This is a genomic window from Phenylobacterium sp. GW823-FHT02A09 (assembly GCF_058797775.1).
In genome coordinates, this window is record NZ_JBXAJZ010000003.1 from 282410 (window position 1) to 308330 (window position 25921).

Annotated in this window: 24 protein-coding genes; 11 read left to right on the plus strand and 13 right to left on the minus strand. The window is 69.1% G+C overall.

Going from position 1 to position 25921, the window contains the following annotated elements:
- Positions 1 to 60 precede the first annotated feature (60 nt).
- Positions 61 to 480 carry a helix-turn-helix domain-containing protein gene (locus AC1Q87_RS14045; protein WP_436060193.1) on the minus strand — a complete coding sequence of 140 codons (420 nt, stop codon included), beginning with the start codon at positions 478 to 480 and terminating at the stop codon, positions 61 to 63.
- Between the two features lie 528 nt (positions 481 to 1008).
- On the opposite strand from AC1Q87_RS14045, the gene AC1Q87_RS14050 reads away from it, so the two are divergent.
- Positions 1009 to 1548, plus strand: coding sequence for a hypothetical protein (locus tag AC1Q87_RS14050; RefSeq protein ID WP_492609546.1), 540 nt, complete (start codon positions 1009 to 1011; stop codon positions 1546 to 1548).
- On the opposite strand, the gene AC1Q87_RS14055 is transcribed toward AC1Q87_RS14050, so the two are convergent.
- The 3 genes from AC1Q87_RS14055 to AC1Q87_RS14065 are packed head-to-tail and all read right to left on the minus strand — an operon-like array spanning position 1545 to position 5859.
- Positions 1545 to 3842 (minus strand): CHASE2 domain-containing protein, encoded by a 2298-nt coding sequence (locus tag AC1Q87_RS14055; RefSeq protein WP_492609547.1) that lies wholly within the window; start codon positions 3840 to 3842, stop codon positions 1545 to 1547. The genes AC1Q87_RS14050 and AC1Q87_RS14055 overlap by 4 nt on opposite strands.
- Positions 3839 to 5143, minus strand: a complete 1305-nt coding sequence (locus tag AC1Q87_RS14060) for a FecR domain-containing protein (protein ID WP_492609548.1) — start codon at positions 5141 to 5143, stop codon at positions 3839 to 3841. Before AC1Q87_RS14060 ends, AC1Q87_RS14055 begins: the two co-directional genes overlap by 4 nt.
- On the minus strand, positions 5140 to 5859 hold the full coding sequence (locus AC1Q87_RS14065) for a response regulator transcription factor (RefSeq protein ID WP_246370814.1): 720 nt from the start codon (positions 5857 to 5859) through the stop codon (positions 5140 to 5142). The genes AC1Q87_RS14060 and AC1Q87_RS14065 overlap by 4 nt, the downstream gene beginning before the upstream one ends.
- A gap of 289 nt (positions 5860 to 6148) precedes the next feature.
- Here AC1Q87_RS14065 and AC1Q87_RS14070 point away from each other — a divergent pair, with 289 nt between their 5' ends.
- Positions 6149 to 6598 (plus strand): hypothetical protein, encoded by a 450-nt coding sequence (locus AC1Q87_RS14070; protein ID WP_492609549.1) that lies wholly within the window; start codon positions 6149 to 6151, stop codon positions 6596 to 6598.
- Here AC1Q87_RS14070 and AC1Q87_RS14075 read toward each other — a convergent pair.
- The 4 genes from AC1Q87_RS14075 to AC1Q87_RS14090 form a co-directional block, all read right to left on the minus strand.
- A complete protein-coding gene (locus AC1Q87_RS14075; protein WP_492609550.1) occupies positions 6595 to 7869 on the minus strand; it encodes a DUF1254 domain-containing protein in 1275 nt (424 codons plus the stop codon). The genes AC1Q87_RS14070 and AC1Q87_RS14075 overlap by 4 nt on opposite strands.
- A gap of 114 nt (positions 7870 to 7983) precedes the next feature.
- Positions 7984 to 9159 (minus strand): class I SAM-dependent methyltransferase, encoded by a 1176-nt coding sequence (locus AC1Q87_RS14080; protein WP_492609551.1) that lies wholly within the window; start codon positions 9157 to 9159, stop codon positions 7984 to 7986.
- A gap of 2 nt (positions 9160 to 9161) precedes the next feature.
- On the minus strand, positions 9162 to 10181 hold the full coding sequence (gene galE, locus AC1Q87_RS14085) for a UDP-glucose 4-epimerase GalE (protein ID WP_492609552.1): 1020 nt from the start codon (positions 10179 to 10181) through the stop codon (positions 9162 to 9164).
- Complete coding sequence (locus AC1Q87_RS14090) at positions 10171 to 11298, minus strand: glycosyltransferase family 4 protein (protein WP_492609553.1); 1128 nt, start codon at positions 11296 to 11298, stop codon at positions 10171 to 10173. Before AC1Q87_RS14090 ends, galE begins: the two co-directional genes overlap by 11 nt.
- A 103-nt stretch (positions 11299 to 11401) precedes the next feature.
- Here AC1Q87_RS14090 and AC1Q87_RS14095 point away from each other — a divergent pair, with 103 nt between their 5' ends.
- Positions 11402 to 12475 (plus strand): glycosyltransferase family 2 protein, encoded by a 1074-nt coding sequence (locus AC1Q87_RS14095; protein ID WP_492609554.1) that lies wholly within the window; start codon positions 11402 to 11404, stop codon positions 12473 to 12475.
- Here AC1Q87_RS14095 and AC1Q87_RS14100 read toward each other — a convergent pair.
- Entirely contained in the window at positions 12468 to 13472 is a 1005-nt protein-coding gene (locus AC1Q87_RS14100; protein WP_492609555.1) for an NAD-dependent epimerase/dehydratase family protein, read from the minus strand. The two genes, AC1Q87_RS14095 and AC1Q87_RS14100, sit on opposite strands and share 8 nt — an antisense overlap.
- A gap of 485 nt (positions 13473 to 13957) precedes the next feature.
- Between AC1Q87_RS14100 and AC1Q87_RS14105 the strand changes: the two genes are divergently transcribed.
- From AC1Q87_RS14105 to AC1Q87_RS14135, 7 genes are read left to right on the plus strand one after another with little or no spacing between them, the layout of a single operon-like run.
- Positions 13958 to 14917: a glycosyltransferase gene (locus AC1Q87_RS14105; protein WP_492609556.1), complete on the plus strand. Its 960-nt coding sequence runs from the start codon at positions 13958 to 13960 to the stop codon at positions 14915 to 14917.
- Positions 14914 to 15903 (plus strand): glycosyltransferase, encoded by a 990-nt coding sequence (locus AC1Q87_RS14110; RefSeq protein WP_492609557.1) that lies wholly within the window; start codon positions 14914 to 14916, stop codon positions 15901 to 15903. Before AC1Q87_RS14105 ends, AC1Q87_RS14110 begins: the two co-directional genes overlap by 4 nt.
- Positions 15900 to 16889, plus strand: coding sequence for a Gfo/Idh/MocA family protein (locus tag AC1Q87_RS14115; RefSeq protein ID WP_492609558.1), 990 nt, complete (start codon positions 15900 to 15902; stop codon positions 16887 to 16889). The genes AC1Q87_RS14110 and AC1Q87_RS14115 overlap by 4 nt, the downstream gene beginning before the upstream one ends.
- Positions 16886 to 17971: an NAD-dependent epimerase/dehydratase family protein gene (locus AC1Q87_RS14120; protein ID WP_492609559.1), complete on the plus strand. Its 1086-nt coding sequence runs from the start codon at positions 16886 to 16888 to the stop codon at positions 17969 to 17971. Before AC1Q87_RS14115 ends, AC1Q87_RS14120 begins: the two co-directional genes overlap by 4 nt.
- A gap of 17 nt (positions 17972 to 17988) precedes the next feature.
- Positions 17989 to 18957 (plus strand): glycosyltransferase family 2 protein, encoded by a 969-nt coding sequence (locus AC1Q87_RS14125; RefSeq protein ID WP_492609560.1) that lies wholly within the window; start codon positions 17989 to 17991, stop codon positions 18955 to 18957.
- Positions 18944 to 19816 carry a glycosyltransferase family 2 protein gene (locus AC1Q87_RS14130; protein ID WP_492609561.1) on the plus strand — a complete coding sequence of 291 codons (873 nt, stop codon included), beginning with the start codon at positions 18944 to 18946 and terminating at the stop codon, positions 19814 to 19816. Before AC1Q87_RS14125 ends, AC1Q87_RS14130 begins: the two co-directional genes overlap by 14 nt.
- Positions 19816 to 20754, plus strand: a complete 939-nt coding sequence (locus AC1Q87_RS14135) for a glycosyltransferase family 2 protein (protein WP_492609562.1) — start codon at positions 19816 to 19818, stop codon at positions 20752 to 20754. The genes AC1Q87_RS14130 and AC1Q87_RS14135 overlap by 1 nt, the downstream gene beginning before the upstream one ends.
- On the opposite strand, the gene AC1Q87_RS14140 is transcribed toward AC1Q87_RS14135, so the two are convergent.
- The 3 genes from AC1Q87_RS14140 to AC1Q87_RS14150 are packed head-to-tail and all read right to left on the minus strand — an operon-like array spanning position 20751 to position 24020.
- The gene (locus AC1Q87_RS14140) at positions 20751 to 21869 is read right to left on the minus strand and encodes a glycosyltransferase family 2 protein (protein WP_492609563.1); all 1119 of its coding nucleotides are present in this window, start codon (positions 21867 to 21869) and stop codon (positions 20751 to 20753) included. The genes AC1Q87_RS14135 and AC1Q87_RS14140 overlap by 4 nt on opposite strands.
- Before the next feature lie 19 nt (positions 21870 to 21888).
- Positions 21889 to 23154: an ABC transporter ATP-binding protein gene (locus AC1Q87_RS14145; RefSeq protein WP_492609564.1), complete on the minus strand. Its 1266-nt coding sequence runs from the start codon at positions 23152 to 23154 to the stop codon at positions 21889 to 21891.
- Complete coding sequence (locus AC1Q87_RS14150) at positions 23151 to 24020, minus strand: ABC transporter permease (RefSeq protein ID WP_492609565.1); 870 nt, start codon at positions 24018 to 24020, stop codon at positions 23151 to 23153. Before AC1Q87_RS14150 ends, AC1Q87_RS14145 begins: the two co-directional genes overlap by 4 nt.
- Positions 24021 to 24228: 208 nt before the next feature.
- Between AC1Q87_RS14150 and AC1Q87_RS14155 the strand changes: the two genes are divergently transcribed.
- Entirely contained in the window at positions 24229 to 24903 is a 675-nt protein-coding gene (locus AC1Q87_RS14155) for a methyltransferase domain-containing protein (protein ID WP_492609566.1), read from the plus strand.
- Positions 24904 to 24906: 3 nt separating this feature from the next.
- Here AC1Q87_RS14155 and AC1Q87_RS14160 read toward each other — a convergent pair whose 3' ends face one another.
- On the minus strand, positions 24907 to 25896 hold the full coding sequence (locus AC1Q87_RS14160) for a polysaccharide deacetylase family protein (RefSeq protein WP_492609567.1): 990 nt from the start codon (positions 25894 to 25896) through the stop codon (positions 24907 to 24909).
- Positions 25897 to 25921: the final 25 nt, after the last annotated feature.

Consider the following 25921-nt stretch of genomic DNA (forward strand, 5'->3'; position numbering starts at 1 on the left):
CAGCGACATATAAAGATGCGACGACGAGCGCCGGTCTGATAGGGCCGGCGCTCGTTTCGTTCAGGCCACTTCCTTCTGGCGCGTCCGCTGGCCGGCCTCGGGGTCGGTCATCACCCGCAGCAGATTGACCAGGGAGGACCTGGCTTCCTGCGGCAGGCGTTCGAAGGCGCTCAGCAGCTCCAGCGCGCCTGGCGTGCGCATCCGGCTGAGCAGGTCGACGTCGCCTTCGCCGGCCGGGGTGTCCAGAACGTCCATCAGGTCCACAACCCGGCATCGCAACGCGCGTGCAATCTGAACGAGCCGGGAGAACGAGATCCGGTTGGCGCCGTTCTCGTATTTCTGGATCTGCTGGAAGCTTACGCCGCACTGCTCGGCAAGCGCTTCTTGCGACATGCCGATTGTCCTTCGCCGGATCCGGACCGCCGCGCCGAGCGCCACGTCCATGGGATCGGGAGTCTTGTTTGAAGGTTCAGCAGACATTGTGGTCTCCTCACCCAAAGGTCCGCCGGCGGAGTGAAGGCTCCGAGGATCGCTTTGGATTCAAAGGAAGTTAAGGCCCATAATTCTCCTTTGAAAAGAGTACTGTTGGCGCGTTGGCCGACGACAGCCGAGCATGCTCAGCGAACGCGTTCTGCGGCTCTCGAGTACTCGCGCTCCGAAAGCTTGGATCGGCGAATAAATCGGGGCGTGCAGACCGCGGAAAGGCGAGATATCGGCCGATTTCGCCTCAGGATCGGCGCCTTGCGGCCTCAGTCTCGGTTGTGCTCGCGGGTCTGGGCGGGTTGAGCGCGTTCACGCGTCTCGGCGGACTTCTCGCCCTATGGCTGAATTCGGCGACGATTTGAAGCAGAGCTGTAGATTGCCGCCGAGCCCCGGCCGGGTTGCAATTTTCGCAATTTACGCAACTTGCGGACAGCCGTTGCTAGCGCTGCTAGCCGGCGCCACCTAGGCGGGAGCGTGGGCGGTCTCGCTGCGTCGAGCTGGGCGGCCGCGTGATTTACTCGCCGGGTGAAATCGCCATACTCGGGGCATGTCCAAGTCTGGGTCGAGATGATTAGAGCCTCGGTCGCGTGCGTCGGCGCTCTGCTGCTGGCGGGTTGTGCTTCCAACAGGATCGACGTGGTCGAGAGCGGCGCACGGCCGGATCTGCGGGCCCGCGGCTTGGCGCTGGCGCCCGACGACGGCGCCGGCCGGCCGGTGGCCGAGAAGCTGCAGGCTGCGGGCCTGGCCGTGCGCGAGACGCCGGGCGACGGCTATCTGGTGGAACTGAGCTACAGCGAGCGACCGCAGAAGGTCGGGGCCTATGCCGGCCCCCGACCAGCCGCCGACGCCGCGCCCGCCGCCTGGGTCGCGCCGCCGCAGGAACGCCCGTGGTGGGCGCCGCGCAGCCGCCAGCTCTGCACGCTGACGGCGCGGGTCGTGGAGGCGGCCAGCGGCGCCGAGGCCTATCGCGTGCGCGCCAGCGTCAAGGGCCGCGCGCCTGACTGCGGCGAGGCCTCGGAGAGTCTAAACACCGCGGTGGCTGGGGCGCTGGCCCCGGCGCCCTAGGCGCGCGCCAACGGCAGACGGACGGTGAACCTGGAGCCCTGACCCAGGGTGCTGGCGCAGTCTATGCGCCCGCCGTGCCGCTGGATGACGGCGTGGACGAAGGAGAGGCCCAGACCGACCCCGTCGATGCGCTCGCCGCCCTTGGGGCGGACGCGGTGGAAGCGCTTGAACAGGTTGGCGACCTGGACGGGGGTCATGCCCTCGCCCTGGTCGGAGATGGTGCAGACCGCGCTCTCGCCCTCGACCCGTACGGCGCAGTCGACCCGGCCGCCGGGCGGCGAGTACTTGATGGCGTTGTCGACGAGGTTGATCAGGGTGCGGGTCAGCAGGGCGCGGTCGCCTTCGACCAGCACTTCGCCGTCGGTCTCGGCCGCCACGACGCTGACCTGGCGGGCCGAGGACTGCGGCCAGAGATCGTCGACCGCATCGAGCAGGACGTCGCCGAGATCGAGCACCTCGACCGTATAGGCGTCGGCTTCGGCGCGGGCCAGATTCACGAAGTTGTCGGCCAGCGACAGGGTGCGCCGCGCATAGCCGGCGATGCGGTCGGCGACCGGGGCGGCGACGGCGGCCTTGGCCTCCGAACTGCCGAGCAAGGTGAGGATCGAGACCTGCGGCGAGCGCATGTCGTGGGTCAGCAGTTCGAGGATGTGCTCGCGCTGGCGACCGGCGTCCTTCAGGGCCGTGACGTCGGTGAAGCGGACGATCCAGCCGACCTGGGCGCCGCCGGCCTCGCTGAGCGGGGTGCGGCGGATTGCGAAGCTGCGGCCGTCGGGGACCGACATTTCGACGTCGGCGGCCTCGGCGGCGAGGTCGAGGGCCGGCGCCTCGCTCGACAGGCCGGCGATGAGATCGGCGACCGGGCGATCGACAGGGTCGCCGCCGAACAGGGCCTCGGCTTCGCGGTTGGCGATCAGCACCTGGCCGTCGAGGCCGGTGACCAGGGTGGCGTCGGGCAGACCCTGCAGAGCGTCGAGCACCTGGCGGCGCAGGTCGCGGGCGCGGTCGATGGCCGCGTGCATCAGCGCCACCTGGCGGTCGATGACGTCGGTCGGCGGGCCGCCGCGGCGCTGAGCCAGGGCCGAGAGCAGGTCGGGCTCCTGGGAGAAGGCGCGCAGCTCCTGCAGCATGTAGGCGCTGGTCGCCTCGAGCCGCCGCCAGCTCCACAGCGGATAGACCAGCAGCAGGCCGGCGAGCGCGGCGGTGGGCGGGGCCCAGACCTGGGCCTGGAGCAGCAGCATGGCGCTGGCGACGATGGTCGCGACCAGCAGGCCGCCGCCGAGCAGCAGGTTGGCGCGCGGCCGCAGCAGCAGGAAGCCGGCCAGCGCCAGGCCCAGCGGGGTCAGCGAGAAGGCCAGCAACTGGCCGGGGCCGGCCGGGGCGATGGCGCGCCCGGTCAGCAGGGTGTCGAGCAGGTTCGCCTGCAGCTCGATGCCCGACATGATCTCGGTGTGGTGCGACAGCGGCGTGGCGTAGCGGTCGCCGAGGCCGTCGGCGGTGGCGCCGACCAGGACCAGCTTGTCCTTGAGGAAGTCGGCCGGCGTGGCGCCGTTGACGACGTCGACGAAGGAGACGGTGCGGAAGTGGCCGGGCGGGCCGGCGAACGAAATCAGCAGCGGCTGTTCCCGGATCAGCGGGGCGCGGGCCGGGCCCGGCGCGACCCCGGCGCTGGCCGGAAGCGCGCTCCCGGCGGCGGCGGCCTGCATGAACGCCATCAGGTGCGGCCAGGCCCGGGCGCCGTCGCGCTCGAGCATGTAGGTGCGGCGGATGACGCCGTCGCTGTCGAAGTCCACGTTGACCTGACCGAGGCCGGCGGCCCCGGCGGCCAGCGGCGCGATGGGGCCAAGCACTTCGAAGGGCGCGCCGTTCGGCCCGGGGACGTCGAAGGTCAGCGGCAGGAAGACCGGCGGCCCGGCGCCCAGCGCCCCGGCCAGGGCGTGGTCGGCGCCCGGCGTCGGGTCGGGCTCGACCAGCAATACGTCGTAGGCGATCGCGCGCGGACCGTAGCCGGCCAGGGTTTCAAGCAGCGCCTGGTGGCGGGCGCGCGGCCAGGGCCAGCGGCCGAGCTCGGCGATGCTGCGGTTGTCGATGGCGACGACGACGATGTCCTCGTGCGGCGCGCGCACGCCCCAGCCCGAGACGGTGTCGAAGACCACGTTGTCGGCGCGCTCGGTCGCCCGGGTCAGCACCAGGACCGCGACCAGGGCCGAGACGGCCAGCGCCACCAGCGCCCACTCGGCGATCACCCGCCGGCGCGCGGACCAGGCCGCAGGCTTGCCGGCGCGCGGGCTCAACGGCCGATTTCGAACCGCTCGAGGGGCGTCCATTTCTCGTAGTAGCCCCCGCCGGCGAAGGTCCGCGACATCACGCGCCAGTTGTACACGCCGGGCGCCAGGTCGGTGACGGTCAATTCCTGCAGGGTCAGGCCGGCCTCGTCGACGACGGGCGCGTCTGCGCCTTCGCGCAGGAGCTGGAGCCGGTAGGTGCGCTCGCCGGCGCCGCCGGCCTGCCAGCGGAACTTGTAGCGGCGCACGCCGCCGTCGCGCGAGGCGACGGGCGTGTCGGCGCGCAGGGTGTTGAGTCGCCGCTGGAAGGCGTAGGTGGCGGGCAGGCCAAGCAGGCCGTTGTCGTCCAGCGCCGTCAGCCGCAGGAAGTAGACGCCGTCGGGCAATTCGCCGAGCGTCACCGTTTGGCCCTCGGCGGCGGTCTCCTCGAGCACCTCCACGAAGCCGGCGTCAATGGCCACGCGCACATGGTAGCCGCGGGTCGTAGCCGGCGCGGCGATCTGGAAGCGCACCGCCTGCTCGTCCTGGACCTTGCCCGGCTCGGCGAGGGTCGGCGCGGGCGCGAGCACGATCGGATCGGAGACGCCGTCAGCGGTGGCGACCGCGCCATGGGCGGCGGCGACGTCGGCGCCGTCGTGGTCGGCCCTGACCGCGACCAGGCCTTCGATGACCTCGGTGCTGGCCCGGCCAGCCTGTTCGTCATAGGCGACGCGGAACTCGGTGCCGCGCACGGCCGAGACCGACATCGGCGTTCGCACGGTGTAGCTGTCGCGCGGATCGCGCAGCGGGGTGACGTCCGATTCCAGCCGCCCGCCCTGGACCTGCAGGTCGCGGCGGACGACGCCGGTCATCTCGACGAGGGTCATCTTGCCCAGCCGCACCCGGCTCTGGGAGGGCAGCGACAGGTGCGTGCCGTCCGGCAGGTCGAGGCGCAGGAAGGCGTTGGGCCCGGTGGCGACGACGGCGCCTTCCTTGAGCATCATTCCGGTGGAGACCGGCAGGGTGCGGCCGCCGGCGGTGACCGTGACCGCCCCGCGGAAGCCGGCGACGCGGGCTTCGATCGGGGTGATCTTCAGGAGACGCGCCGGCACCTTGAGCTGGCTGCCGACCTTCAGCCGGCGCGGATCGGCGACGCGGTTCAGGCGCTGGACGGCGCGGTAGTCGCCGCCGGCGAAGTAGCGTCGGCCAAGTTCGTAGAGCGTGTCGCCCGGCTGGACGACGTAGCGTTCCACCGGCTCGGCCGCGAGGGCGGGCGCCACGGCGAGCGCGTGCAGCGCCAGGCCGGCGACCGCCGCCGGTTTCCAGATCATTCCGCGGCCTCTTCCGGAGCCTCTTCGGTCAGCCGTTCGAGCCGGTAGCCGTAGCTGTAGACCGGCGCCAGGCGGTAGCCGTTCTGCGGACGCAGCTCCAGCTTGGAGCGGATGCGCGAGATGTGCATGTCGAGCGTGCGGGTCGGCAGGTCCGGGTTGCGGCCCCAGATCGCCTCGAGAATGTGGCCGCGCGACAGCGCCCGGTGGACGTTGCGGAACATCAGCAGCGCCAGGCCGAACTCCTTGGCGGTCAGCGGCACGGGCTCGCCGTTTCGGGTGACCTGCTCGGCCGGGAGGTTGAAGCGGTACTCGCCGTGGGTCTCGATCCCGCCGGTGGCGCGATCCGGATAGCTGCGGCGGAGCAGGGCGTTGACGCGGGCGAGCAGCACGCCCGACTGCACCGGCTTGACCACGTAGTCGTCGGCGCCGCCGTTCAGGCCGGCGACGACGTCGGCCTCGGCCGAGCGGCTGGTCAGCAGCAGGATCGGTGGGCAGGGCGTCAGGTTCTTGTGCGCCCAAGCGACCACGTCCAGCCCGCTCATGTCGGGCAGGTTCCAGTCGAGCACAAGCAGGTCAAAGGTTTCCCGACGCAGCGCCGCGATCAGCGGCGTGGCCAAGTGAAAACACTGACAGTTATGCCCGCCGCTCACCAACAGGCGAGCGATCGCCTCTCTCTGGGCGTCGTCGTCTTCCAACGCCGCAATTCTCATACGCATGCTCGATCGAGATCGTCATCGACGCCGCAAATGATCAGCGCCACATTGAGAACTACAGCCATGGTCCGGCTTGGGCTGGTAAACAAGTGTAAATGCGCCGGAAGTTTACACCTGTCGGCCAGGGTCCTGGACTACCCATGGGGCGAGTTTCGTCTACCCCCGTGTGTTTCCATGAGTATCGCCGCCTATATCGCCGGCCTGTCGTTGGTCTGGCTTGTCATGGTGTTGTCGCTGGGATTCGCCCTCAAGCGGTGCCTCGCCAGCGGCCCTCCGGCGGACAATCCCTGACGTGGCGGCGTTCGTGGACGCGCCTTATCCGGGCCTCTCGCAGCAGGATCAGCTGACCTACTGGCTGCTGCGGCTGAGCGAGTCGCTGCATCGCCTCAACGAGGGGCTGCTGTGGGCCGGCGCTTCACCCGGCGAGTTCGGCCGCCTGATGACTGCGCCGCAGTTCGAGGCCAGTCCCCTGGCCATGGACGTCGCCCACGCGTCGCGGGCGATGCGCCGCTTCGCCGACCTGATGTTCGTGTCGGACCCGCACGGCGGGCCCGACAACGACCGCTCGATCTGGGAAGACCTGATGCTGGCGCTGCGTGTGCTGCTGGCGACCTGCGCCGAGAACAGCGAGCTATGGGTGGTCGACCCGGACGAGACGCTCAACCCGGTCCTGACCCGCGAACTGCGGACCACGGTCTATGCGGTCGAGCGGCTCTGCGGCCACTTCGAGCGCGTGCACTAGGCCGCGGTCACCGGCGGCAGGCGATAGTCGCCTTCGAGCATGGCGGCCTTGGGCAGGTAGGCGCGCATGAAAAGCGCGAACGGCCCGTCGGGGGCCGGCAGCCAGTTGCTTTCGCGGCCCTCGCCCGGATGGGCGTGGCCGATCCAGATGTCGAGCGAGCCGTCCTCGTTGTAAGTCAGGCCCTGGGTGCGGTCGCCGATCGCGTATCGGTCGATGGGATTGTCGGCGAAGAAGAACTGCCCCTCGGGCGTCGCCTCGTAGAGGCTGAGCGACCAGAAGCTGTCCACGGCCGGCAGCCGGTCGGCCGGGAAGTGCAGGCGCCAGGCCTTGGCGCCGTCGTAGAGCCCGCGGCTCTCGCCCTTGCCGCGCATGTACATCGCTTCGACCGGCGGCAGCGCCGCAAGGCCAGCCAGGGCGACGGCGGCGCGATAGCCGTAGCTCTGGCCGAAGTCGCCGAGGTCGGAGCGCGGATAGGACCAGCCGTCGACCCAGTTCACGCCGCCGATGCCGGAGGTGCGGATCATGGTGCGGGCCTGAGCGATGCCGGCCTCGATGGCGGCCGCCTCGTCGGCGCTGAAGCGCGAGGCGTCGAACTCGCCGCCGCCGAGACCAAGCACGGCGATCCGGCGCAGCAGGGCCAGATCGGTGACCGGCGGCGGGTTGGCGACCAGCAGGGCGTCGAGGCTGGCGAAGTACTCGTTCCAAGGCGCGCTGCGGCGGGCGTGAACTGGCGCGGCGGACGCCGGCGGACCCTGTAGCGAAATGCCGGACTGGACGGCGCGGGCGGCTTCCAGGTCGAACGGACCGTCGACCAGGATGCGGGCCAGGGCCCAGACATGGTTCGTCGGCGAGCGCAGGGTGTTGGGGCCCTCGCTGGTGTCCTGCGGGCCGATCAGGCGGAAGGTCACCGCGTCCGGACCGGTGGTGCGGGTGCCGAGGATCGCGAAGTTGTTGGTGTAGGCGTCCATCAGGGCCAGCGAGAGATAGCGCTCGCCCGAGGCCGGAAGCGAAATGGTCACCGGGCCGTCGCTGAGGTCGATTTGGGCGCTGGTGTAGAGGGTGTCGTTGTTGGGCGTGGTGACCGCCCGCATCTTGTGATTGGCCAGGTTGCGCATGTGGCCGAAGGTGTTCAGCGACCCGCCGAAGCCGACGCTGCTGCCGCGCGTGGCGGCGATCTCGATGAGCGGAAGACCATAGATCCAGGCCTCGCAGGCGGCCTCGCGCAGACGGTCGAGTTCGCTGGACGGCGAGGAGGCTTGGGCGCCAGACATCGATGGAATCTCCCTGGCCGCATGGTGTTTCGAAGCGGCGGCCCTGCGGCTGGGCGACCGGGCCGCGCAAACTGCCCGCGGCCGCCAAGCCTGGCAATGTGCGGAAGCGCGGCGCTAGACTTTGCGCAGCCAGAAGGACGCGCCGTAGAGGTTCAGCCCCTCAAGCGGGCCGCCGCGGAACAGGCTGGCCGCGTGATCCGACAGGGCTGGGTCCTGGCCGGCGTACCAGGCCGGGAACAGGATTTCGAACGCCCCCGCACCGAACAGCAGCGCCGCGGCCAACAGGTACTGCTCGTTCCAGAGCCGCTCGACGTGGCCGCCGATGTAGTCGTCGGGGAGATAGATGTCGTGGATCTGGACGATCACGCCCGGCTTCAGGCGCGGCAGGATGTCGAGGAAGAAGGCGGTGACGTCCGAGCCCTGGAAGGCGCGGTGCGACGAGTCGAGAAAGAAGATGTCGCCGGGATCGAGCACGTCGAACATCGCCGGGTCGCAAGTCTCCAGCGGCTTGCGCAGGACCTGGTCGCAGATGCCGTCGATCTCGTTACGCGGCTGCGGGTCGATGGAGATGAGCTTGGTCCGCAGGCCATAGCGACGCACCGCGCGGCGCGCGAACTTGGTCGACACGCCCGACCCGACCTCGACGAAGCGGTTGGGGTTGAACTGGCGCAGCATGCTGGTCAGCAGCATGCCGTCGAGCGGCGGGAACCAGCCGTTCATCCAGAACGGTTCGGTGGAGTCGTAGTGGCCGTTCCAGGCGATGTCGGCGAAGTCGGCCTGGATCTCGGCGATGGCTGCGAACTGCTGGACGTAGCTGTCGCGCCGCGCGTCGATGAGTTCCATCAGCCGCGGGTGCGAGGGGCGTCCTGCGCCGTAGCGCACGATGGCGCGATACGGATAGTCCGAGAGCTTGAACTCGTGCACCGCCCGCTCGGTGGCGAAGGCGATATCGGCCGGCGGCGGCGTCGGCGGCCCGTGCACGGCGCGGCCATAGGCCTTGGCCGCCTCGTCGTCGGCGCCCATCCGGTGAAGGGCGGCGGCCAGGTCGCCCCAGGCCTTGGGCGGGGTGTCGGGATCGGCGGTGGCCTGCCGCAGGAGCTCGACGCCCTCGTCGCGGCGGCCGAGCTTGAAGAGGGTCACGCCGAGGAACCGCTGGGCGTGCGGGTGCTCAGGGGTCTCGGCCAGCATCTGGCGGAAGATCTGCTCGGCGTGGTGCAGGAAGTGCTCGCGGAGCCGCAGGATCCCCAATTGCAGCAGGCGCTCCAACCGTGGGGGATCCGGCTCGGGCATGCTCAGGCCCTACGCCGTTCCAGTTCCTGCTCCCAGCGCAGGGCGTCGGCGACGATGACCGACAGTTCGTCATAGCGCGGCCGCCAGGCGAACTCGGTCCGGATGCGCGCATTGTCGGCGATGACCGAGCCGAGGTCCCCTGGGCGGCGGCCGCCGATGACGTAGGGGATCTGGCGGCCGGCGGCGGCGCTGACCGCGCCGACCACGTCGAGCACCGAATGACCGCGGCCGTATCCGCAGTTGAGCACGTGGCTGACGCCCGGCTCGTCGAACAGACGCTGGAGGGCGAGGATGTGCACGGCGGCCAGGTCGCTGACGTGGATGTAGTCGCGCACGCCGGTGCCGTCGTGGGTGGCGAAGTCGTCGCCGTGGACGATGAGCGCGTCGCGCTTGCCGACCGCCACCTCGACTGCGGCCTTCATCAGATGAGTGGCGCCGATCCCGGACGGACCGGCCCGGCCGAGCGCGTCCGCGCCCGCGACATTGAAGTAGCGCAGCGCGCAATAGTTGAAGTCCGCCTTCGCGGCGGCGACGTCGGCCAGCATCCGCTCGGTCATGAGCTTTGAACGGCCGTAGGGGGTCTCGGGTTCGACCCGATCGCGCTCTGTCACCGGCCGTTCGGGCGTTACGCCATAGACGGCGGCGGTCGAGGAGAAGACGAAGTGGCGGACGCCCTCGCCGATCACGCTCTCCAGCAGTGCGCGGCTGGCTGCGGTGTTGTTGCGATAATACTTGAGCGGGTCGGCGACCGACTCCGGCGCGACCGTGGACCCGGCGAAGTGCAGCACGCCGCCGATGGCGTGTTCGCGCAGGGTGCGGCGGACCAGCGCGTCGTCGTCGATGGCGCCCTGGACGAAGGTCGCGCGCGGATCGACCGCCCATCGGAAGCCGGTGACCAGGTTGTCGATGACGACGGTCGGATAACCGGCGTCGAGCAGTTCGAGGACCGCGTGGCTGCCGATGTAGCCGGCGCCGCCGCTGACCAGGATGGCGGGCTTGGCCCGACCGACCTCAGTCGCCATTGACCTTCCTCCCCAGGGCGCGGATCTCCGCCTCGACCGTCGCGCCCCAGACGTTCCAGCGCAGACGGTTCTCGAACGCCGCGCGGGCCGCGCGGGTCATGGCCAGGTAGCGGGGCTCGTCGGCCCAGATCTCACGGATGCCGTTCACGTAGTCCTGGACGTCGGCGTCAGCCGCGAACAGCAGGCCGTTGGAGCCGTTCTGGACGATGGCGCTGACCCCGCCGGTATCGCGGGCGACCGACGGCAGACCAAAGGCGCAGGCCTCGCAGTAGACCAGTCCGAAGGCCTCCTGCTGGCTGGGCATGAACAGGAAGGACGAGGTGCGGAACAGGTTCTCCAGCTGCGCCGCCTGCTCGGGGTCGGTCTTGCTGAGATGGCCGTGGTGGACGACGCCGGCGACGCCGAAGGTCTCGGCCGGCTTGCAGCCGACGATGTGCAGTTCGGCGTCTTCGATGTGCCGGCGCAACTCGCGGAACACCTGCAGCACCAGGGCGCCGCCCTTGCGCGGCCAGTCGTAGCCGACGAACAGGAGCTTCAGCTTGTCACCTTGGGAGGCGCGCGTGTAGGCGGCCGGCTCGACATCGAAGTTCGCGCCCAGCGGGGCCACGCCGAACCGCTCGGTCGGGACGTCGTAGTACTCCGCCGCCGACCGCGCCGCCCAGTCGGAGGTCAGCATGATCGGCTGGTTGCGATTGATCAGGTGCCGCTGCAACGCGTTGCCGATGCGCCGGCTGCGCCCGTTGAGCGGCCGATACTTCGGATAGTAGTCGACCAGCGGGCCGAACAGGGCGTCGGCGACATGCAGCACCGGCCACTTGGGATCGATGTAGGCGACCTTGTGGGCCGCGCCGATCGAGATCACGGCGTCGGCGTCGGTTTCGGCCAGGCGCTTGTCGAGCCAGTGGCCGAAGGCGCGGGTGACCATCGGTTCGCGCGAGACCAGCACCCCGATCGCCGCCAGGCTGGAGGCGTAGCGCAGGCTCTCATCGAGGCGCGGGGTGTCGATGACGGTGAGGTCGTTGAAGCGCCGGCTCAACTCGCGCAGCGCGTAATAGGGAATGCCGCTCCAAGAGGAGCGGTTGAAGGGACTTCCCAGCGAGACAAAGGCGATACGCACAATGACTCCCGCTCACCAGCACATTGGCTCTAGGCCGAAGGCGATCAAAGGTATTTGAATAGTGTAGTTCGAAATCTGCACGTTTTCACCGTGAAGTTGGATCATGCCGAACCTGATCTCTGTCGTCGTGCCCGCGTACAACGCCACCCCGACCCTGGCTGAAACGCTGAGGTCGGCGCTGCGGCAGACCCACGCCGAACTCGAGGTCATCGTCGTCGACGACGGGTCGAAGGACGGCACCCGCGCGATGGCGGAATCCATCGCGGCGCAGGACGCCCGGGTGCGGGTGATCTCCAAGCCGAACGGCGGCGTGGCGGCGGCGCGCAACACCGGCATCGACGCAGCGCGCGGCGACTTCATCGCGCCGCTGGACGCCGACGATCTGTGGCATCCCGACAAGCTGCGGCTGCAGCTCGAGCGCTTCACGAACGGTCCGGCCAGCCTTGGCCTCGTCTACAACTGGTACCGCCGCATCGACACGTCCGGCCGCATCATCGACGCGTCCGCCGCGCCGGTGGTCGAGGGCTGGGTGCTGTACCGGCATCTGGACTGGAACTTCGTCTCCAACGGCAGCACGCCGCTGATCCGGCGCAGCGCGCTGGGCGACCTGCGCTACGATCCGGGGCTCAACGCCGCGAACGCCCAGGGGTGCGAGGACTACCTGATCCAGTTGCAGGTCGCGCTGAAGCACCAGTTCGCCTGCGTTCCGGCCTACCTGACCGGCTACCGCCGGACCGATGGGGCGATGACCGAGGACGTCGGGCGCATGATCCGCTCGCACATCCAGATGTACCGGGTGATGTGGCCCGAGCTCGACGACACGGCGCGGGGCCTGGCGCGGCGGCGGATGGCCACGTTCTTCGCCGAGTACGCCCGCAACCGCGCCCGGCGCGGCCTGGCCGGCGAAGCGTTGGGCGCGGTCGGCGAAGCGTTCACGCACGACCCGCTGGGCGCTCCGCTCAAGCTGGTTGAGCAGGCGCGTCTGGCGTTCGTGTACCTGGGCCGTCGGAGCGGCGGGGACGTGGTGCGGGCGATCGACCCGCGCCACTTCGACGCCTACTCCGACACCGAAGTCGACACGGCCTGGGATTCGAGGCGCCGGCTTCAAAGGTTCAGAAGCCTGGCTGCGCTCGACGCCGCGTACGATCCGCGCATGGTGGGACGCCCCGTTAGCTAGGACCCATGAGCAGCGGCGCGGGCGCGAGCGCCGGCGCGGTCGTCTGCTGGCCGATCTGCAGCTTGAACCATTCGAGGGTGCGGCGGATCCCGTCTTCGTAGGGGATGTCGGCCGACCAGCCGGGCAGAATCTGGTTCATCCGGGTCAGGTCCGGCCGGCGGTTGGTCGGGTCCTGCGGGACCGGCGGCAGGAACTCGATCGACGAGCCGGGCACCAGCTTGGTGATGTATTCGGCGACTTCCAGCACCGAGATCTCGCGGTCGTTGCCGACGTTGAGCGGGCCCGGATAGCTGATCTGGTCACGCCAGAAATAGCGCTCGAGCGCGTCGATGATGTCGTCGACATACCCCCAGCTGCGCGATTGCAGGCCGTCGCCATAGACGGTGAGCTTGCCGGTGGTCAGCGCCTGGCCGAGGAAGTTCGACACCGCGCGGCCGTCGTCGATCCGCGTGCGCGGGCCATAGACGTTGAACAGGCGCACGATGCGGATGTCGATGCCGTAGACGCGGCGGCATTCGAACAGCAGCGACTCCGTGCAGCGCTTGCTTTCGTCATACGACGAGCGCGGGCCGGTGCAGTCGACCGAGCCGCGATAGTGCTCGGGCTGCGGCGAGATCAGCGGATCGCCGTAGACCTCGGAGGTGGAGGCGAACGAGAAGCGGCCGCCCTTGGCCATGAGGTTGCGGAGGTTCAGCGCGCCGCCCAGGTTGGCCTGAATGACGCCGACCGGGTCGCGCATGTACCACGGAGGCGAGGCCGGCGAGGCGAGGTGGATGATTTCGTCGAAGCGATCGGAGGTGGAGAAGTGCTCCGCCGACGCGACCTCAAGGTGGAGGCGCGGATCCGAGATGTGCTTGAGATTGTCCCGCGTGCCGGTCCAAAGGTTGTCCACCACGACGATGCGGTCGACATCGGACCTCAGCAGGAGGCGATCGATCAGGTGCGAGCCAAGGAAGCCACACCCACCGGCAACGAGTACTGCCTTTCCCACATTCACCCCCAGTTGTGAACGGTAGAGCCAAGCACCACCCAGCAACAAGCCGGCTCGACAACCCGCTGAGTAGGGGCGTCGACTTCCCGAAAAGGGGTGGAGCCAAAGGTACGCGATAATCCGAGACTTATAGACTGTACATTAGTCGATTTACGATCGGATACATCCAGAAAAAACGTCATTCTCCATTTCGGAGAATTCCGATCGAATGCACACCTTAGCCGTCAGGGGTTTCTGAGCGGTTACAGTCGAGGTCGAATCCGCGCCGGCCTCCTCGGGAGTCATTGCCTGGACTCTTCTTCACCCAACTACTTGCAAGCAGCCGCTCGGCTCCGATGAAACCCGGATAAACTTTGCTGCACGGATTGGGGGAATTTTTAATATCTCATAGCGAAGATTGCTTTCATCGCCGACGCGTGGGGGCGCGCGAGAGTTGAGTGTGGTCTGGCTGAGCTGTAGCCGGCCGATATCACACATTATCGGGGCGAGATATGGCGGCAGAATTATCGCGTGGGTTGTCAATTGTAACAAGTGGCGATGACGCTGATGTCAGTATTCTTTTAATTACCTATAACCACGCTGATTATATTTCCTCTGCTCTTGACGGTGTGCTGGCTCAGCGCACCGATAGGAGGGTCGAAGTGATTGTCAGCGAGGACAGTTCGACGGACGCCACCCGCACAATCCTGGCCGGTTATGTCGATCGGCATCCGCAGATCCGCACGCTGATGTCGCCGCAAAACCTGCGCTCCAACGAGGTGGTCGCCAGGGCGATCCGGGCGGCGCGCGGTCGCTACATCTGCCTGCTGGACGGCGACGACTACTGGACCGATCACGACAAGGTGCAGCGTCAGGCCGACCTGCTCGACGCCGACCCGACGCTCTCCGCAGTCTTTCACAACGCTTTGGTCGACGACGGCGAGGGGCCGCCGTCGCGTCGCTGGACGCCGGCCGACCAGAAGGCGCTCAGCGACATCGACGATCTCTGGAACGGCAACCCGTTCGCGACCTGCGCCGGCATGCTGCGGCGCGAGGCGCTGAGCGGACTTGGCGACTGGTACGCGGACTTTTTCCCGATCACCGACTGGCCGCTCTACATCCTTTGTGCGGCGTGGGGGCCCATCGCCTTCGTGGACGAGCCGATCGGCGGCTACCGGCTGCATCCGGGGGGCATGTTCTCGTCGCTGCCCGGCCCGGAAAAGCTTGACCGCATCGAGGGGTTCTACCGGCGCATGCGGGCGGTCTCGCCGCCCGATCAGCAGCGCGCCGCTCGTGGCGGCGCGAGCCGCTACTTCTTCGAGTGGGCCGAGGTCTACGCCGAGCGCGGCGAGACTGCGATGGCCCGCGACTGTCTCTGGCGGGCGCTGCGCGCCGGCGGCGCCAGACAGCTCAGCGCGCGCAGCTTGCTGCGCGTATCCCGGCGCGTGTGGGGGAGTGGAGAAAGACGATGAATACCTCCCTTCAGCGCGCCCAGATCGAACCGATCATGGACAACCTGCCAAGACCCGACTGGTCGGTGATGATCCCGACCTACAACTGCGCCGGCTATCTGGCCGAGACCCTGCGCAGCGTGCTCGATCAGGCGCCAGGTCCTGACGAGATGCAGATCGAGGTCGTCGACGACGGCTCGGTCGATGACCCCGAGGCGGTCGTTCGCGCCATTGGCGGCGATCGCGTGAGCTTCTTCAGGCAGCCCCAGAACGTCGGGCACATCCTCAACTTCGCGACCTGCCTGACCCGTGCGCGCGGGCGTTACGTGCACCTGCTGCATGGCGACGACCGCGTCGAGCCCGGCTTCTATCAGGCCTTGCAGCAAGGCTTCGAGAGTTCTCCGGACGTCGGAGCGGCCTTCTGCCGGCACCGCTACATCGACGGCGAGGGCCGCGAGCTGTCCATTCCGGACGCAGAGCAGCCGCGGGCCGGGATCCTGGTCGGCGGCGTCGAGCGGCTGGCCGAGGAGCAGCGGATCATGACCCCGTCGATCACGGTCCGGCGCGAGGTCTATGAAGAGCTGGGCGGCTTCGATCCGCGGCTGGTCTGTTCCGAGGACTGGGAGATGTGGGTGCGTATCGCGGCGCGCTATCCGGTCTGGTACGAGCCCGAAGTGCTCGCCGGCTATCGCATGCACCAGGAGTCGAACACTGGTCGTCACTTCCGCATGGCCGAGGAGCTTGGCTACACCCGGCGCGCCATCGAGATGTTCACCTCGTATCTCCCGCGGGAGCGGGCGCGGGACATCGCCCGTCGGGCGCGGTTGACCTATGCCGACACCGCCCTCAACAATGCCCGCAGGTTCGCGCGCAGCGGAGATCGGCAGGGGATGCAGGCGCATTTGCTTGAGGCGGTCAGGATGAGCGCGACGCCTGGCGTTCTGAAGCAGGCCGCCAGTATCGCCCTTAAGGGCGGCTTTCCGGCCGGTAACGCGGAAGCTGCATGATCCGTATCGGATTGTCGGGATGCGGTGCGGTCAGCGCGCGCTATTACGCGCCCGCGCTGACCGCACTGGCGGCCGCCGGGGAGGCGCGGTTGGTTGCAGTCTTCGATCCCGATGCTGCAGCGATGCAGGCGATCTGCGATCGCCTGCCCGGGGCGCGCGCATGCGCAAGTTATGACGAACTGCTGGCCGCCGGCCTCGACCTCGTCCTGGTCGCTTCGCCGCCGCGACGCCATGCCGAGCAGACCCTAGCCGCGCTCGCCAAGGGATTGGCGGTGCACTGCGAAAAGCCGTTGGCGATGTCGGGAGACGAGGCGGCGGCGATGATGGCCGCCGCGCAGGCCGCCGGCCGGCCGCTGACCGAGGGACTGATGCGCCGACAGTTCCCGTCGGTGCGCGCCATCGCCGATCTTCTGCGGCGGCGGGTGATCGGCGAGCTGATTTCGGTGGACGTGTTCGAGGGCGGTCCGTTCGACTGGCCGGTGAGCTCGCCGCGGTACTTCAGCCGCGCCGAGAGCGGCGGCGGGGTGTTGCGCGATCTCGGGCCCCATGTCTTCGACCTGCTGATCGGCTGGCTGGGGGCGCCGCAGCTGGTCTCCTGCGCCGACGACGCCCGCGGCGGCGTCGAAGCCAATGCCCGGGTCGAGCTGGATTTCTCGGGCGTGCGGGCGAACGTCCGCCTCAGCCGCGACTGGGCGCGGCCCAACCGTTTCGTCTTTCACGGCGCGTCCGGCGCCGTCGTCTGGACGCCCTATGAGACCGACCGGCTGGAACTGCGCCTGGACGGTCAGACGGCGGCGTTGATCCTGGAGGGCGCCGGGGATTTCCAGGACGCCTTCACCGCCCAGCTGCGCGCCGCCATCGCCGGTCCCGCCGTCGCCGTCCGGGGCCAAGCGCCGGGCGTCGAGGCCCTGCGGCTGATCGATCTCTGCTATGCGCGCCGCCAGCCGATGGCCGAACCCTGGATCGGGGGCGAACGCGCGGCATGACCCACATCGCCATCGTCGGCGCGAACGGCTTCGTCGGAAACCGCGCCGTCGAAATGCTGCATCTCTCGGGCCAGGCTCAGGTGCGCCCGATCGTGCGTCGCGCCAGCGCCGCAGCCCTGCCGCGGCGGTTCGATCTGGACGTGCGGGTGGCCGACGCCGGCGACCGCGCCGGCATGGCCGCCGCGCTGGAGGGCTGCGACGTGGTGGTCTCGGCGGTCGCCGGAGATCCGCAGACTATCGTCAGCGCCGTCGAGCCGATTTATCGCGCCGCCGAGGACGCCGGCGTCCGGCGGTTGATCTATCTCAGCAGCGCCTCGGTTCATGGGCAGGCGCCCGCCGCCGGCGTCGACGAGGACAGCCTTCTCAGCGACCGTCAGCCGATGGACTACAACAACGCCAAGGTGCGCGCCGAGCGGCTGCTGACCGAGCTGCGCCGTGGCGGCCGCGTGGAGACCGTGGTCCTGCGCCCCGGCATCGTGTTCGGGCCGCGCTCGCAGTGGGTCGGGGGCTGGGCCGACGAGCTGCTGGCCGGCGAGGCCTATGTCGTCGCTGGCGCGCGCGGCGCCTGCAACTCGATCTATGTCGACAACCTGGTTCACGCGATCAGGCTGGCGGCGACCGCCGAGCGGGCCGACGGGCGGACCTATCTGTTGGGCGATCGCGAGCAGCCGACCTGGCGCGACCTGTATGGGCCCATCGCCGCGGCGCTGGGCGTCGACCTGGACGCCCTGCCCGACATGCCGGCCTCCGCCGCGCGGGTTCCCGCGCCGCCTTCGAAGCTGGAGCGGCTGCGGCGCTGGGGACCCGTCAAAGGACTGGCCGGCGCGCTCCCGCGGCCGGTCCGCGTCGGGATCGGGGCCGGGCTGAAATCCTACCGTGCGCGCCGCTCGCCGCCCTCCGGCGGCGGCGCCCGAGGTCCCGACGTGTCGCTGGAACGGGCCTTGCTGCAGACCGGCGGGGTCTGGCTTCCGTGGGCTCGCGCCGAGGTGGAACTTGGTTACGTTCCTGTCGTATCGTTCGATGAGGGGCTACGCCGTTCCATCGCGTGGCTCGAGTACGCAGGGTATCCAGTCGTTTCGTAAGAGGACAGGGTGGGGCGATGTCAGCCAGCGTAGCGGTGATCATACCGACCTATAATCACGCGCATTATCTGGCCGCGGCGATCGAGAGCGCGCTCGGCCAAACCACGCCGCCGAAGGAAATCATCGTCGTCGACGACGGGTCGCGCGACGACCCGGCCGCGGTCACCGCCGCCTATCCGTCCGTGAAACTGATCCGCCAGGAGAACCAGGGCCTGTCGGCGGCGCGCAACACCGGCATGCGCGCGGCCAGCAGCGAATACCTCGTCTTTCTCGATGCGGACGACCAGTTGATGCCCGACGCCCTGGCCAAGCAGTTGGAGCTGTTCGCGCAGCATCCCGACTGCGGCATGGTCTATGGCTCGTACTGCTATGTCGACGCCGTCACCCGGCAGATCACGCCGGTGACGCTGTTCCCGCCGGGCGAAGATCCGTTCGCGACCTTCCTGCGCTGCAACTGCATCGGCATGCATGCGACGGTGATGTACCGCGCCGACCGCCTGGAAGCGGTAGGGGCGTTCGACGCCTCGCTGCGCGCCTGCGAGGACTACGACACCTACCTGCGCATGTCGCGGAACTACGCCATCGCCGCCCGGCCCGAGATGATGGCCGAGTACTGGCAGCACGATCAGAACATGTCGCGCGACAGCGCGATGATGCTGCGCTCGGTGCTCGGCGTCGTGCGCCGCTATCGGAGCGCGGCCGACGAGCGGCCCGAGTGGCGGGCGGCCGTCAGCGACGGCGAGGCGCGCTGGATCCGCTTCTATTCCGACACCTGGCTGATGAACCTGCTGGCGAACCGCAAGCCGGCCGGGCTTGGGCCGCTGATGCGGCAGGCGATCGGGATCACGCAAATCGCGCCGCGAGCCCTTCCGGCCAGCGCCGCCCGCATGGCGATCTCCAATGCGCGCGAACGGCTGCGCTCGGCCCGCTCGGCGTTCCGCCGCCGCCGCGCGCAACGGGCCGGAGGTCCGCATGGCCCCGCCTAGGGTCAGCGTCATCATCATCGTCTACAACGGTGAAACCTACCTGGCCGAAGCGATCGACAGCGTGCTGGCCCAGAGCTGGCCGGACTTCGAACTGCTGGTGGTCGACGACGGGTCGAGCGACGGCAGCCGCGAACTGACCCAGAGGTACGTGGACGCCTACCCGCAGCGCGTGCGGCTGTTGCGCCATCCGGGCGGCGTCAACCGGGGCATGAGCGCGACCCGCAACCTGGGCCTGGCCCACGCCCAGGGCGAGATGGTCGCGTTCCTCGACGCCGACGATGTCTGGGCGCCCGGCAAGCTGGCCGAGCAGGTCGCGATCCTGGACCAGCGGCCCGAGGCCGGGATGGTCTATGGGCGGGCGCTGATCTGGCACGCCTGGCGGGCCGACGCCGCCGAAGCCGATTTCGTCTACGACCTCGGGGTGGAGCCTGAGCAGCTCTACCAGCCGCCGCACCTGTTTCATCTGCAGCTGAAGAACGTCTACCAGACGCCCACCTCAAGCGGCTCGCTGCTGCGCAAGTCGCTGGTAGACGGGGTCGGCGGCTTCGAGGCCGCCTTCAAGGGCATGTTCGAGGACCAGGTGTTCTACGCCAAGGCGCTGCTGGCCGCGCCGACCTATGTCGGCGACGCGGTGTGGTTCAAGTATCGGCAGCATCCGCAGAGCGCGACGGCCGAGTCCGCCGCGGCGGGCGCCGACGACCGGGCGAGGCTGCGCTATCTCGGCTGGCTGTCGCGCTACCTGACGGCGCAGAAGGCGGACCCGCAGGCGCGCCTGGCGGTGCGGAACACGATCGCCGAGCTGCGCCTGCGGATGGCCAAGAACGTGGTCAGGCGCCTGCTTGGAAAGGTGCCCCGCTGATGGCCGAGGTGTCGGTGATCACGCCGTTCTTGAACGCCGAAGCCTATATCGAGCAGGCGATCGCCTCGGTGCAGGCCCAGACCTTCGGCGACTGGGAACTGCTGCTGGTGGACGACGGGTCGAGCGACGCCAGCCCGCAGATGGCGGCGGCGGCCGCCGCCGCCGACGGCCGGATCCGGGTCATCGCGCCCGATCCTGCCCGGCGCGGCGCGGCGGCGGCCCGCAACCGTGGCATGGACGCCGCGCGCGGGCGGTTCGTCGCCTTCCTGGACGCCGACGACCTGTTCGAGCCGACGAAGCTCGCCTTCGAACTTGCCATGCTGGAGCGGGCTCCGGACGCGGCGTGGGTGTACGGGCCGACGCTCTGGTGGTGGGAAGGTGAGACCCCCCGCACCTGGACCGAGACCATGCGCCGCTTCGCCGGACGGGCGCATCCGGCCCCGGCGTTGTTCAACGCGGTGCTGCTGGGCCAGCAGGGCGACGTGCCCTGCACCTGCGCGGTGATGATCCGCCGCTCGGCGCTCGAGGAGGTCGGCGGCTTCGAGGAGCAGTTCGCGCTCTACGAGGACCAGAGCCTCTGGGCCAAGCTGCTGCTGCGCTATCCGGTCTATGTCGCGGACCAGTTCCAGTCGCGCTATCGCCAGCATCCGGACTCGACCTCGAACAAGGCGACCGAGGGCGGCGACTATGACCGCTACCGGCCGCATGCGGCGCGGATCGCGTTCCTGAACTGGGCGGCGGAGCACGCCCGGAAGCACGGGCTGATGACGCCGCAGACCGAGCGCGCCTTTCGGCTGGCCTTTGCGCCCTATGATCTGCCTGAGTGGCCGCTGGGCCCCGGCGACCGCATCGCCCTGGCGACGCGGCGAGCCTCCGAGGCGGCCGTGCGCGCCCGCCGCAGCCTGCGGCGGTCGGTGCGCGGCATGGTCGGGCGTTAGTCGCGCCGCGATCCGGTCAGGTAGAAGCCCAGTCCCGAGAGGTAGCCGCGAACCTCCAGGTCGAGGAAGCGGTCGCGCGGCTGCGAGCGGCGCAGCGCGCGGCGTCCATAGCGCACCGGGAGGCTGACGAAGGCGCGTCGCAGGTCGCCCAGCCGGCGGTTGCGTTCGAACTGGACCAGCAGCGCGGCGGAGTGGCCGCGCATGTAGCTGAACAGTTGGCGGGCCAGGCCCTCGTCGGAGTCGCGGTGATAGTGGAAGGCGACCGAGGACGGCTCGTAGCGGCAGACGTAGCCGTGGGCGAGCAGCCGGTGCCAGAACTCGGAGTCGCCCGAGCAGCCGGCGCGGCCGACATCGAGCCGCTCGTCGAACAGTCCGGCCTTGGCGAACACCTCGCGGCGGAAGGCCATGCTGGCGCCGGCGCCGATGTCCCAGGCGGGAAAGGCGCGCCGTTCGGCCTTGAAGGCCTCCGGCGTGTAGTCCTTCGGCGCGTAGCCGCGCGCGAAGCTCCAGTAGGTCTCGAAGTGCAGCTGGGCGGGGGTCGCCAGTTCGGCCGGCAGGACCAGACCGGTCACCGCCCCGATCTCCGGCGCGTCGAAGGCCGCGACCAGGTTCTGCAGCCAGTTGGGATGCAGCAGCACGTCGTCGTCGGTGTAGGCGACGATCTCGCCGCGGGCGGTCGCTGCGCCGGTGTTGCGGGCATAGTCGAGGCCTGGCCGATCTTCCCGGACATAGACGACGCCGGCGTCGAGCGCGACGCCGCGGGTGGCGTCGCTGCTCGAGGCGTTGTCGACGACGATCACTTCCAGCGGCCGCAGGCTCTGCGCCGGCAGCGAGGCCAGGCAGCGGCGAAGCTCTTCGGGGCGGTCGCGGGTGCAGATGACCACGCTCACCGACGGCGGCTGGGGCGGCAGGCGTGGAGGGGCCGTCCGTGCGATCGGCTGCGTGCGACGCGTGACGCCGTCGCTGCCGGTCAGGGCCTGGGCGACGGGCAGGCCCTGGTCCCAGAAGACGGTCATGGCGGTGGCCGCGTCGGGCTCGGCCGACAGCGGGCGATGGCTGACGCCCCGCGTGGCGACGCCGGGGCCGATGAGGTCGCTGGAAAGCGGGCGGGTCACCGTCGGCCGGCCGGCGGGATCAGGCGACCACGGCCGGCGCAGCCTCGGCGCGCCATTCGAACCGGGGACGCAGGACGCCTTCCCATTCGCCGTACCAGCCGTCGCGGTCGCGGTCGCTGTCGAGCACCTCGAAGGTCATGGCGTCGGGCAGGTCCAGCACCTCCTCGCCGCCCTGGAGCAGGGTGAGGTGAAGGCGGTACTCGTCGGCGTTCAGCAGGTCGGCGGGGATCAGGCAACTGACCCGGTGGCGCCCAGGGGTCTGGGCCCAGGTCGACTTCGAGCTGCTGATGAAGAAGACCACGACGCCGCTGCGATTGAGGACCCGGATGTCGAAGCGCAACGGCTGCGAGCCGCCGGTCCACTCGTAGTCGAACGCGATCTGGAACGGGGTGTGGATGTCGATGTGATGCTGGCGGTCGGCGTCGAACGAGATCGCCTGGATCGCGTGGATCTTGGCCGAACCGCCGGTCGGGGCGTCCTCGGGGGCCCAGATGCGGACGCCGGAGGGACCCTCGGCGCCGGCCCGGAGATAGGCGTTCAGGACGTCGTGCGTGCGCCCGTCGGCGGCGATCTTGCCGCCCTGAAGCAGGATCGCGCGCGGGCAGAGCGACTGGATGGCGGTGATGTTGTGGCTGACGAACAGCACGGTGCGGCCGTCGTGCGCCATCTCGCCCATGCGGGCCAGGCACTTCTGCTGGAAGCCGATGTCGCCGACGGCGAGCACTTCGTCGATCAGCAGGATGTCGGTCTCCAGGTGCGCGGCCACCGCGAAGGCGAGGCGCGTGTACATGCCGCTGGAGTAGCGCTTGACCGGCGTGTCGATGAAATCGGAGACCTCGGCGAAGGCGACGATCTCGTCGAACCGGCGGGCGATCTGCTGGCGCGACATGCCCAGAATGGCGCCGTTGAGGAAGACGTTGTCGCGGCCGGAGAGTTCGGGATGGAAGCCGGTGCCGACTTCGAGCAGCGAGCCGACGTGGCCGCGGAAACGGACTTCGCCCGAGGTCGGCTCGGTGATCTGCGACAGGATCTTCAGCAGCGTGCTCTTGCCGGCCCCGTTCTTGCCGACGACGCCGACGATTTCGCCGCGCTTGATATCGAAGGAGACCCCCTTCAGCGCCCAGAAGTCCTCGGGCCGCGGGCGCTGTTCGCCGCGCAGAAGTTCGGGCAGGCGCTTGACGCCCTGCGAGATCGTCTGGCGCAGGTTCGTCGAGCCGGCCCCGCCCAAGCGATAGCGCTTGGTGAGGTCGTCGACCTTAATCGCCCATGGCCGCTCGTTCTTCATATGATGTCCGCGAAGCTGCTCTCGATCCGTCGGAAGACGAAGAGACCTATGATCAGCATGACCAGCGCGCTGGCGGTGGACAGGGCGACCAGATCAAACGGGAAGGGGCCGGTGTTCAGCAGCGCCCAGCGATAGCCTTCGACGACGCCGGTCATCGGGTTGAGGCCGAGCAGGGTGCGCCACTTCTCCGGCGCCATGCTGGCCGGATAGGCGACCGGGGTGGCGAACATCCAGAGCTGGACGAGCAACGGCATCATCTGACGCACGTCGCGGAACCGGACGTTGATCGCCGCCAGCCCTGCGCCGACGCCGACGGTCGCGATGATGGCCAGCAGAGTGAAGGGAATGACGAACACGACCTTCCACGTCGGCCAGACGTTGTAGAAGGCCAGCATCGCGATCAGAAACGCGAAGGAAATCGCCAGGTCGGCCAGGCCGCGGACCACCGCGGCGATCGGCAGGATCAGGCGCGGGAAGTAGACCTTCTCGATCAGCTGGGTGTTGCCGATCAGGCTGTTCACGGCGCCGGTCACCGCCTGGCTGAAATAGGTCCAGATCACCAGGGCGGTGAAGCTGAACAGCGGATAGGGGACGCCGTCCGACGGCAGCTTGGCGAGCTTTCCGAACACGACGGTGAAAACGACCATCGTCGCCAAGGGCTGGATGATCGCCCAGGCGCTGCCAAGGATGGTCTGCTGGTAGCGGACCTTGAGGTCGCGCCAGACCAGGAACATCAGCAGGTCGCGATAGAGGAACAGTTCGCCGAGATTGAGCGAGCGCCAGCCGCTGGTCGGGCGCACGACCGTCTCCCGCAGCAGGTGCGGGGCGGGCGCCTCATGGTTCGGGACTACGGCGCTGTCAGCCATGTCGTTACGAACTCCTTCGCGGTTCCCGAGCATTGGCCGGACCGGGCGTCCACATCAAGACTCCAGTTGCCAAGGCATTGACCATGACCGATGCTTAGGGAGTGTTAATATTGAAGCGCGATAGTCAATTGCTGCTTCGCTATTGTGAATTTCCCCGCCGCTTTTGAGGAATGCTGTGTTGACCGACAGCCGCCGGCGCCATGCCTTGATGTCGAAAATCGACCGCCGTATCGGCGCGGGCCTGTTCTTGAGGTTCCTCAGCACAGAACCGGTGAGCCGGGAATTCGGCTATGATCGCGGCACGCCGGTCGATCGATACTACATCGAAAACTTCCTGGCCCGGCAGTCCAGTGAAATCCGCGGTCGGGCGCTGGAGATCGGCGACGCCGCCTATTGCCGCCGCTTCGGCGGCGCGCAGATCACCCAGCAGGAAGTGCTGCACATCAATCCCGGCAATCCGGAAGCGACGATCGTCGGCGACATCTCCGTGCCGGGCGTGCTGCCCGAAGCCGGACTGGACTGCATCGTGCTGACCCAGACGCTGCACCTGATCTACGACATGAAGGCCGCGGTCGAGGGCATGCGCCGCGGGCTGAAGCCGGGCGGGGTGGCGCTGGTGACTGTGCCGGGCATCAGCCCGGTGGCCGAGGACGAGTGGGGGGCAACCTGGTACTGGTCGCTGACGACCCTGGCGGCCACGCGGCTGTTCGGCGACGTGTTCGGGGCCGAGAACGTCGAGATCGAGACCTTCGGCAACGCCTATGCGGCCACGACCTTCCTGCAAGGTCTCGCCCACCAGGAGGTCAGCAAGCGCAAGCTCGACGTCGTCGACGACCGCTATCCGGTGATCATCACCATCAAGGCGCGCCGCGGCGCCGCCTAACGACTAGGCGCTGAGCGCAGCGCTCAACCGCCGGGCCGGCCAGTCGCCGACCTGCAGCCGCGGCAGGCGCAGGTGGTTGGCGCCCTTGCGCACCACGTCGGCGTCGGTGGTGACGGCGACGGCGAAGCCCGCCTCGCGCACCACGTCCACGGTCACGTCGCTGTAGTCGCCGAACGGATAGGCGAAGGTCGACGGCGTCGCGCCCAGCAACTCGGCGCAGACCTCACGACTGGTTTCGATTTCGGTGCGCTGCTCCTCGCGGCTGAGCTCGCTGAGCGCCGGGTGGTTCACCGAGTGCGCACCGAAGCTGATCACGCCCTCGGCGGCCAGGGTCTGGATTTCCTGGCGGGTCATGCTGCGATGGCTGGAGCGGCCGGCCGCCGGCATGCCGTGGCGAAGCGCGAGGTCGGCCAGCAGCGCCCGGCGCTCGACCGGGTCGAGCAGGCGCATCGCCTGCCAAAGGGCCTTGTAGGCGGCCTGGCGTTGCGGGTTGGGGGCGTGAAGGTCGCCGACCGGGCCGAGGTCGAACGCATGGCGCTGGCCGTCGATCTCGATATCCATGGAGGCGACGGGCGCGCCGACGACGATGCGTTCCAGGTCGTCCCACCAGTATTCATGGTCGGCCGAGATCGCGCTGGTGGCCAGGAAGACGGTGGCCGGCAGGCCGTGGGCGGCCAGCAGCGGCGCGGCGTTGAGCCCGTTGCAGGCGTAGCCGTCGTCGAAGGTGATGGCGACCGCGTCGCGCGGCAGGTCGCCGCGGGCGTGGCGCTCGGCGAACTCGACCAGCGGCAGCACCGTGCGTCGGCGCTTGAGCCAGGCGAGCTGTTCATCGAAGTGGGCCGGCGTGACCGCCAGCTCCCACGGATCGTAACCGGGCTCGTTGACGCGGTGATACATCAGGATGGCGGGGCCGGCAGGCAGGCCAAACGCGCGGCGGCCGGCCGTCGCGAGGCGGTTCCTGACCTTGCGCGCGATACGTCTGATCCTGGACATCCGAGACCATTTCCCAGCACAGCGA

Coding starts and splice junctions, on each gene's coding strand:
- AC1Q87_RS14095 (WP_492609554.1), top strand. CDS start 11,402: ATGCCGAACCTGATCTCTGTCGTCGTGCCCGCGTACAACGCCACCCCG.
- AC1Q87_RS14115 (WP_492609558.1), top strand. CDS start 15,900: ATGATCCGTATCGGATTGTCGGGATGCGGTGCGGTCAGCGCGCGCTAT.
- AC1Q87_RS14150 (WP_492609565.1), bottom strand. CDS start 24,020: ATGGCTGACAGCGCCGTAGTCCCGAACCATGAGGCGCCCGCCCCGCAC.
- AC1Q87_RS14105 (WP_492609556.1), top strand. CDS start 13,958: ATGGCGGCAGAATTATCGCGTGGGTTGTCAATTGTAACAAGTGGCGAT.
- AC1Q87_RS14120 (WP_492609559.1), top strand. CDS start 16,886: ATGACCCACATCGCCATCGTCGGCGCGAACGGCTTCGTCGGAAACCGC.
- AC1Q87_RS14045 (WP_436060193.1), bottom strand. CDS start 480: ATGTCTGCTGAACCTTCAAACAAGACTCCCGATCCCATGGACGTGGCG.
- AC1Q87_RS14060 (WP_492609548.1), bottom strand. CDS start 5,143: ATGATCTGGAAACCGGCGGCGGTCGCCGGCCTGGCGCTGCACGCGCTC.
- AC1Q87_RS14075 (WP_492609550.1), bottom strand. CDS start 7,869: ATGTCTGGCGCCCAAGCCTCCTCGCCGTCCAGCGAACTCGACCGTCTG.
- AC1Q87_RS14135 (WP_492609562.1), top strand. CDS start 19,816: ATGGCCGAGGTGTCGGTGATCACGCCGTTCTTGAACGCCGAAGCCTAT.
- AC1Q87_RS14160 (WP_492609567.1), bottom strand. CDS start 25,896: ATGTCCAGGATCAGACGTATCGCGCGCAAGGTCAGGAACCGCCTCGCG.
- AC1Q87_RS14125 (WP_492609560.1), top strand. CDS start 17,989: ATGTCAGCCAGCGTAGCGGTGATCATACCGACCTATAATCACGCGCAT.
- galE (WP_492609552.1), bottom strand. CDS start 10,181: ATGGCGACTGAGGTCGGTCGGGCCAAGCCCGCCATCCTGGTCAGCGGC.
- AC1Q87_RS14080 (WP_492609551.1), bottom strand. CDS start 9,159: ATGCCCGAGCCGGATCCCCCACGGTTGGAGCGCCTGCTGCAATTGGGG.
- AC1Q87_RS14145 (WP_492609564.1), bottom strand. CDS start 23,154: ATGAAGAACGAGCGGCCATGGGCGATTAAGGTCGACGACCTCACCAAG.
- AC1Q87_RS14155 (WP_492609566.1), top strand. CDS start 24,229: ATGTCGAAAATCGACCGCCGTATCGGCGCGGGCCTGTTCTTGAGGTTC.
- AC1Q87_RS14130 (WP_492609561.1), top strand. CDS start 18,944: ATGGCCCCGCCTAGGGTCAGCGTCATCATCATCGTCTACAACGGTGAA.
- AC1Q87_RS14065 (WP_246370814.1), bottom strand. CDS start 5,859: ATGCGTATGAGAATTGCGGCGTTGGAAGACGACGACGCCCAGAGAGAG.
- AC1Q87_RS14110 (WP_492609557.1), top strand. CDS start 14,914: ATGAATACCTCCCTTCAGCGCGCCCAGATCGAACCGATCATGGACAAC.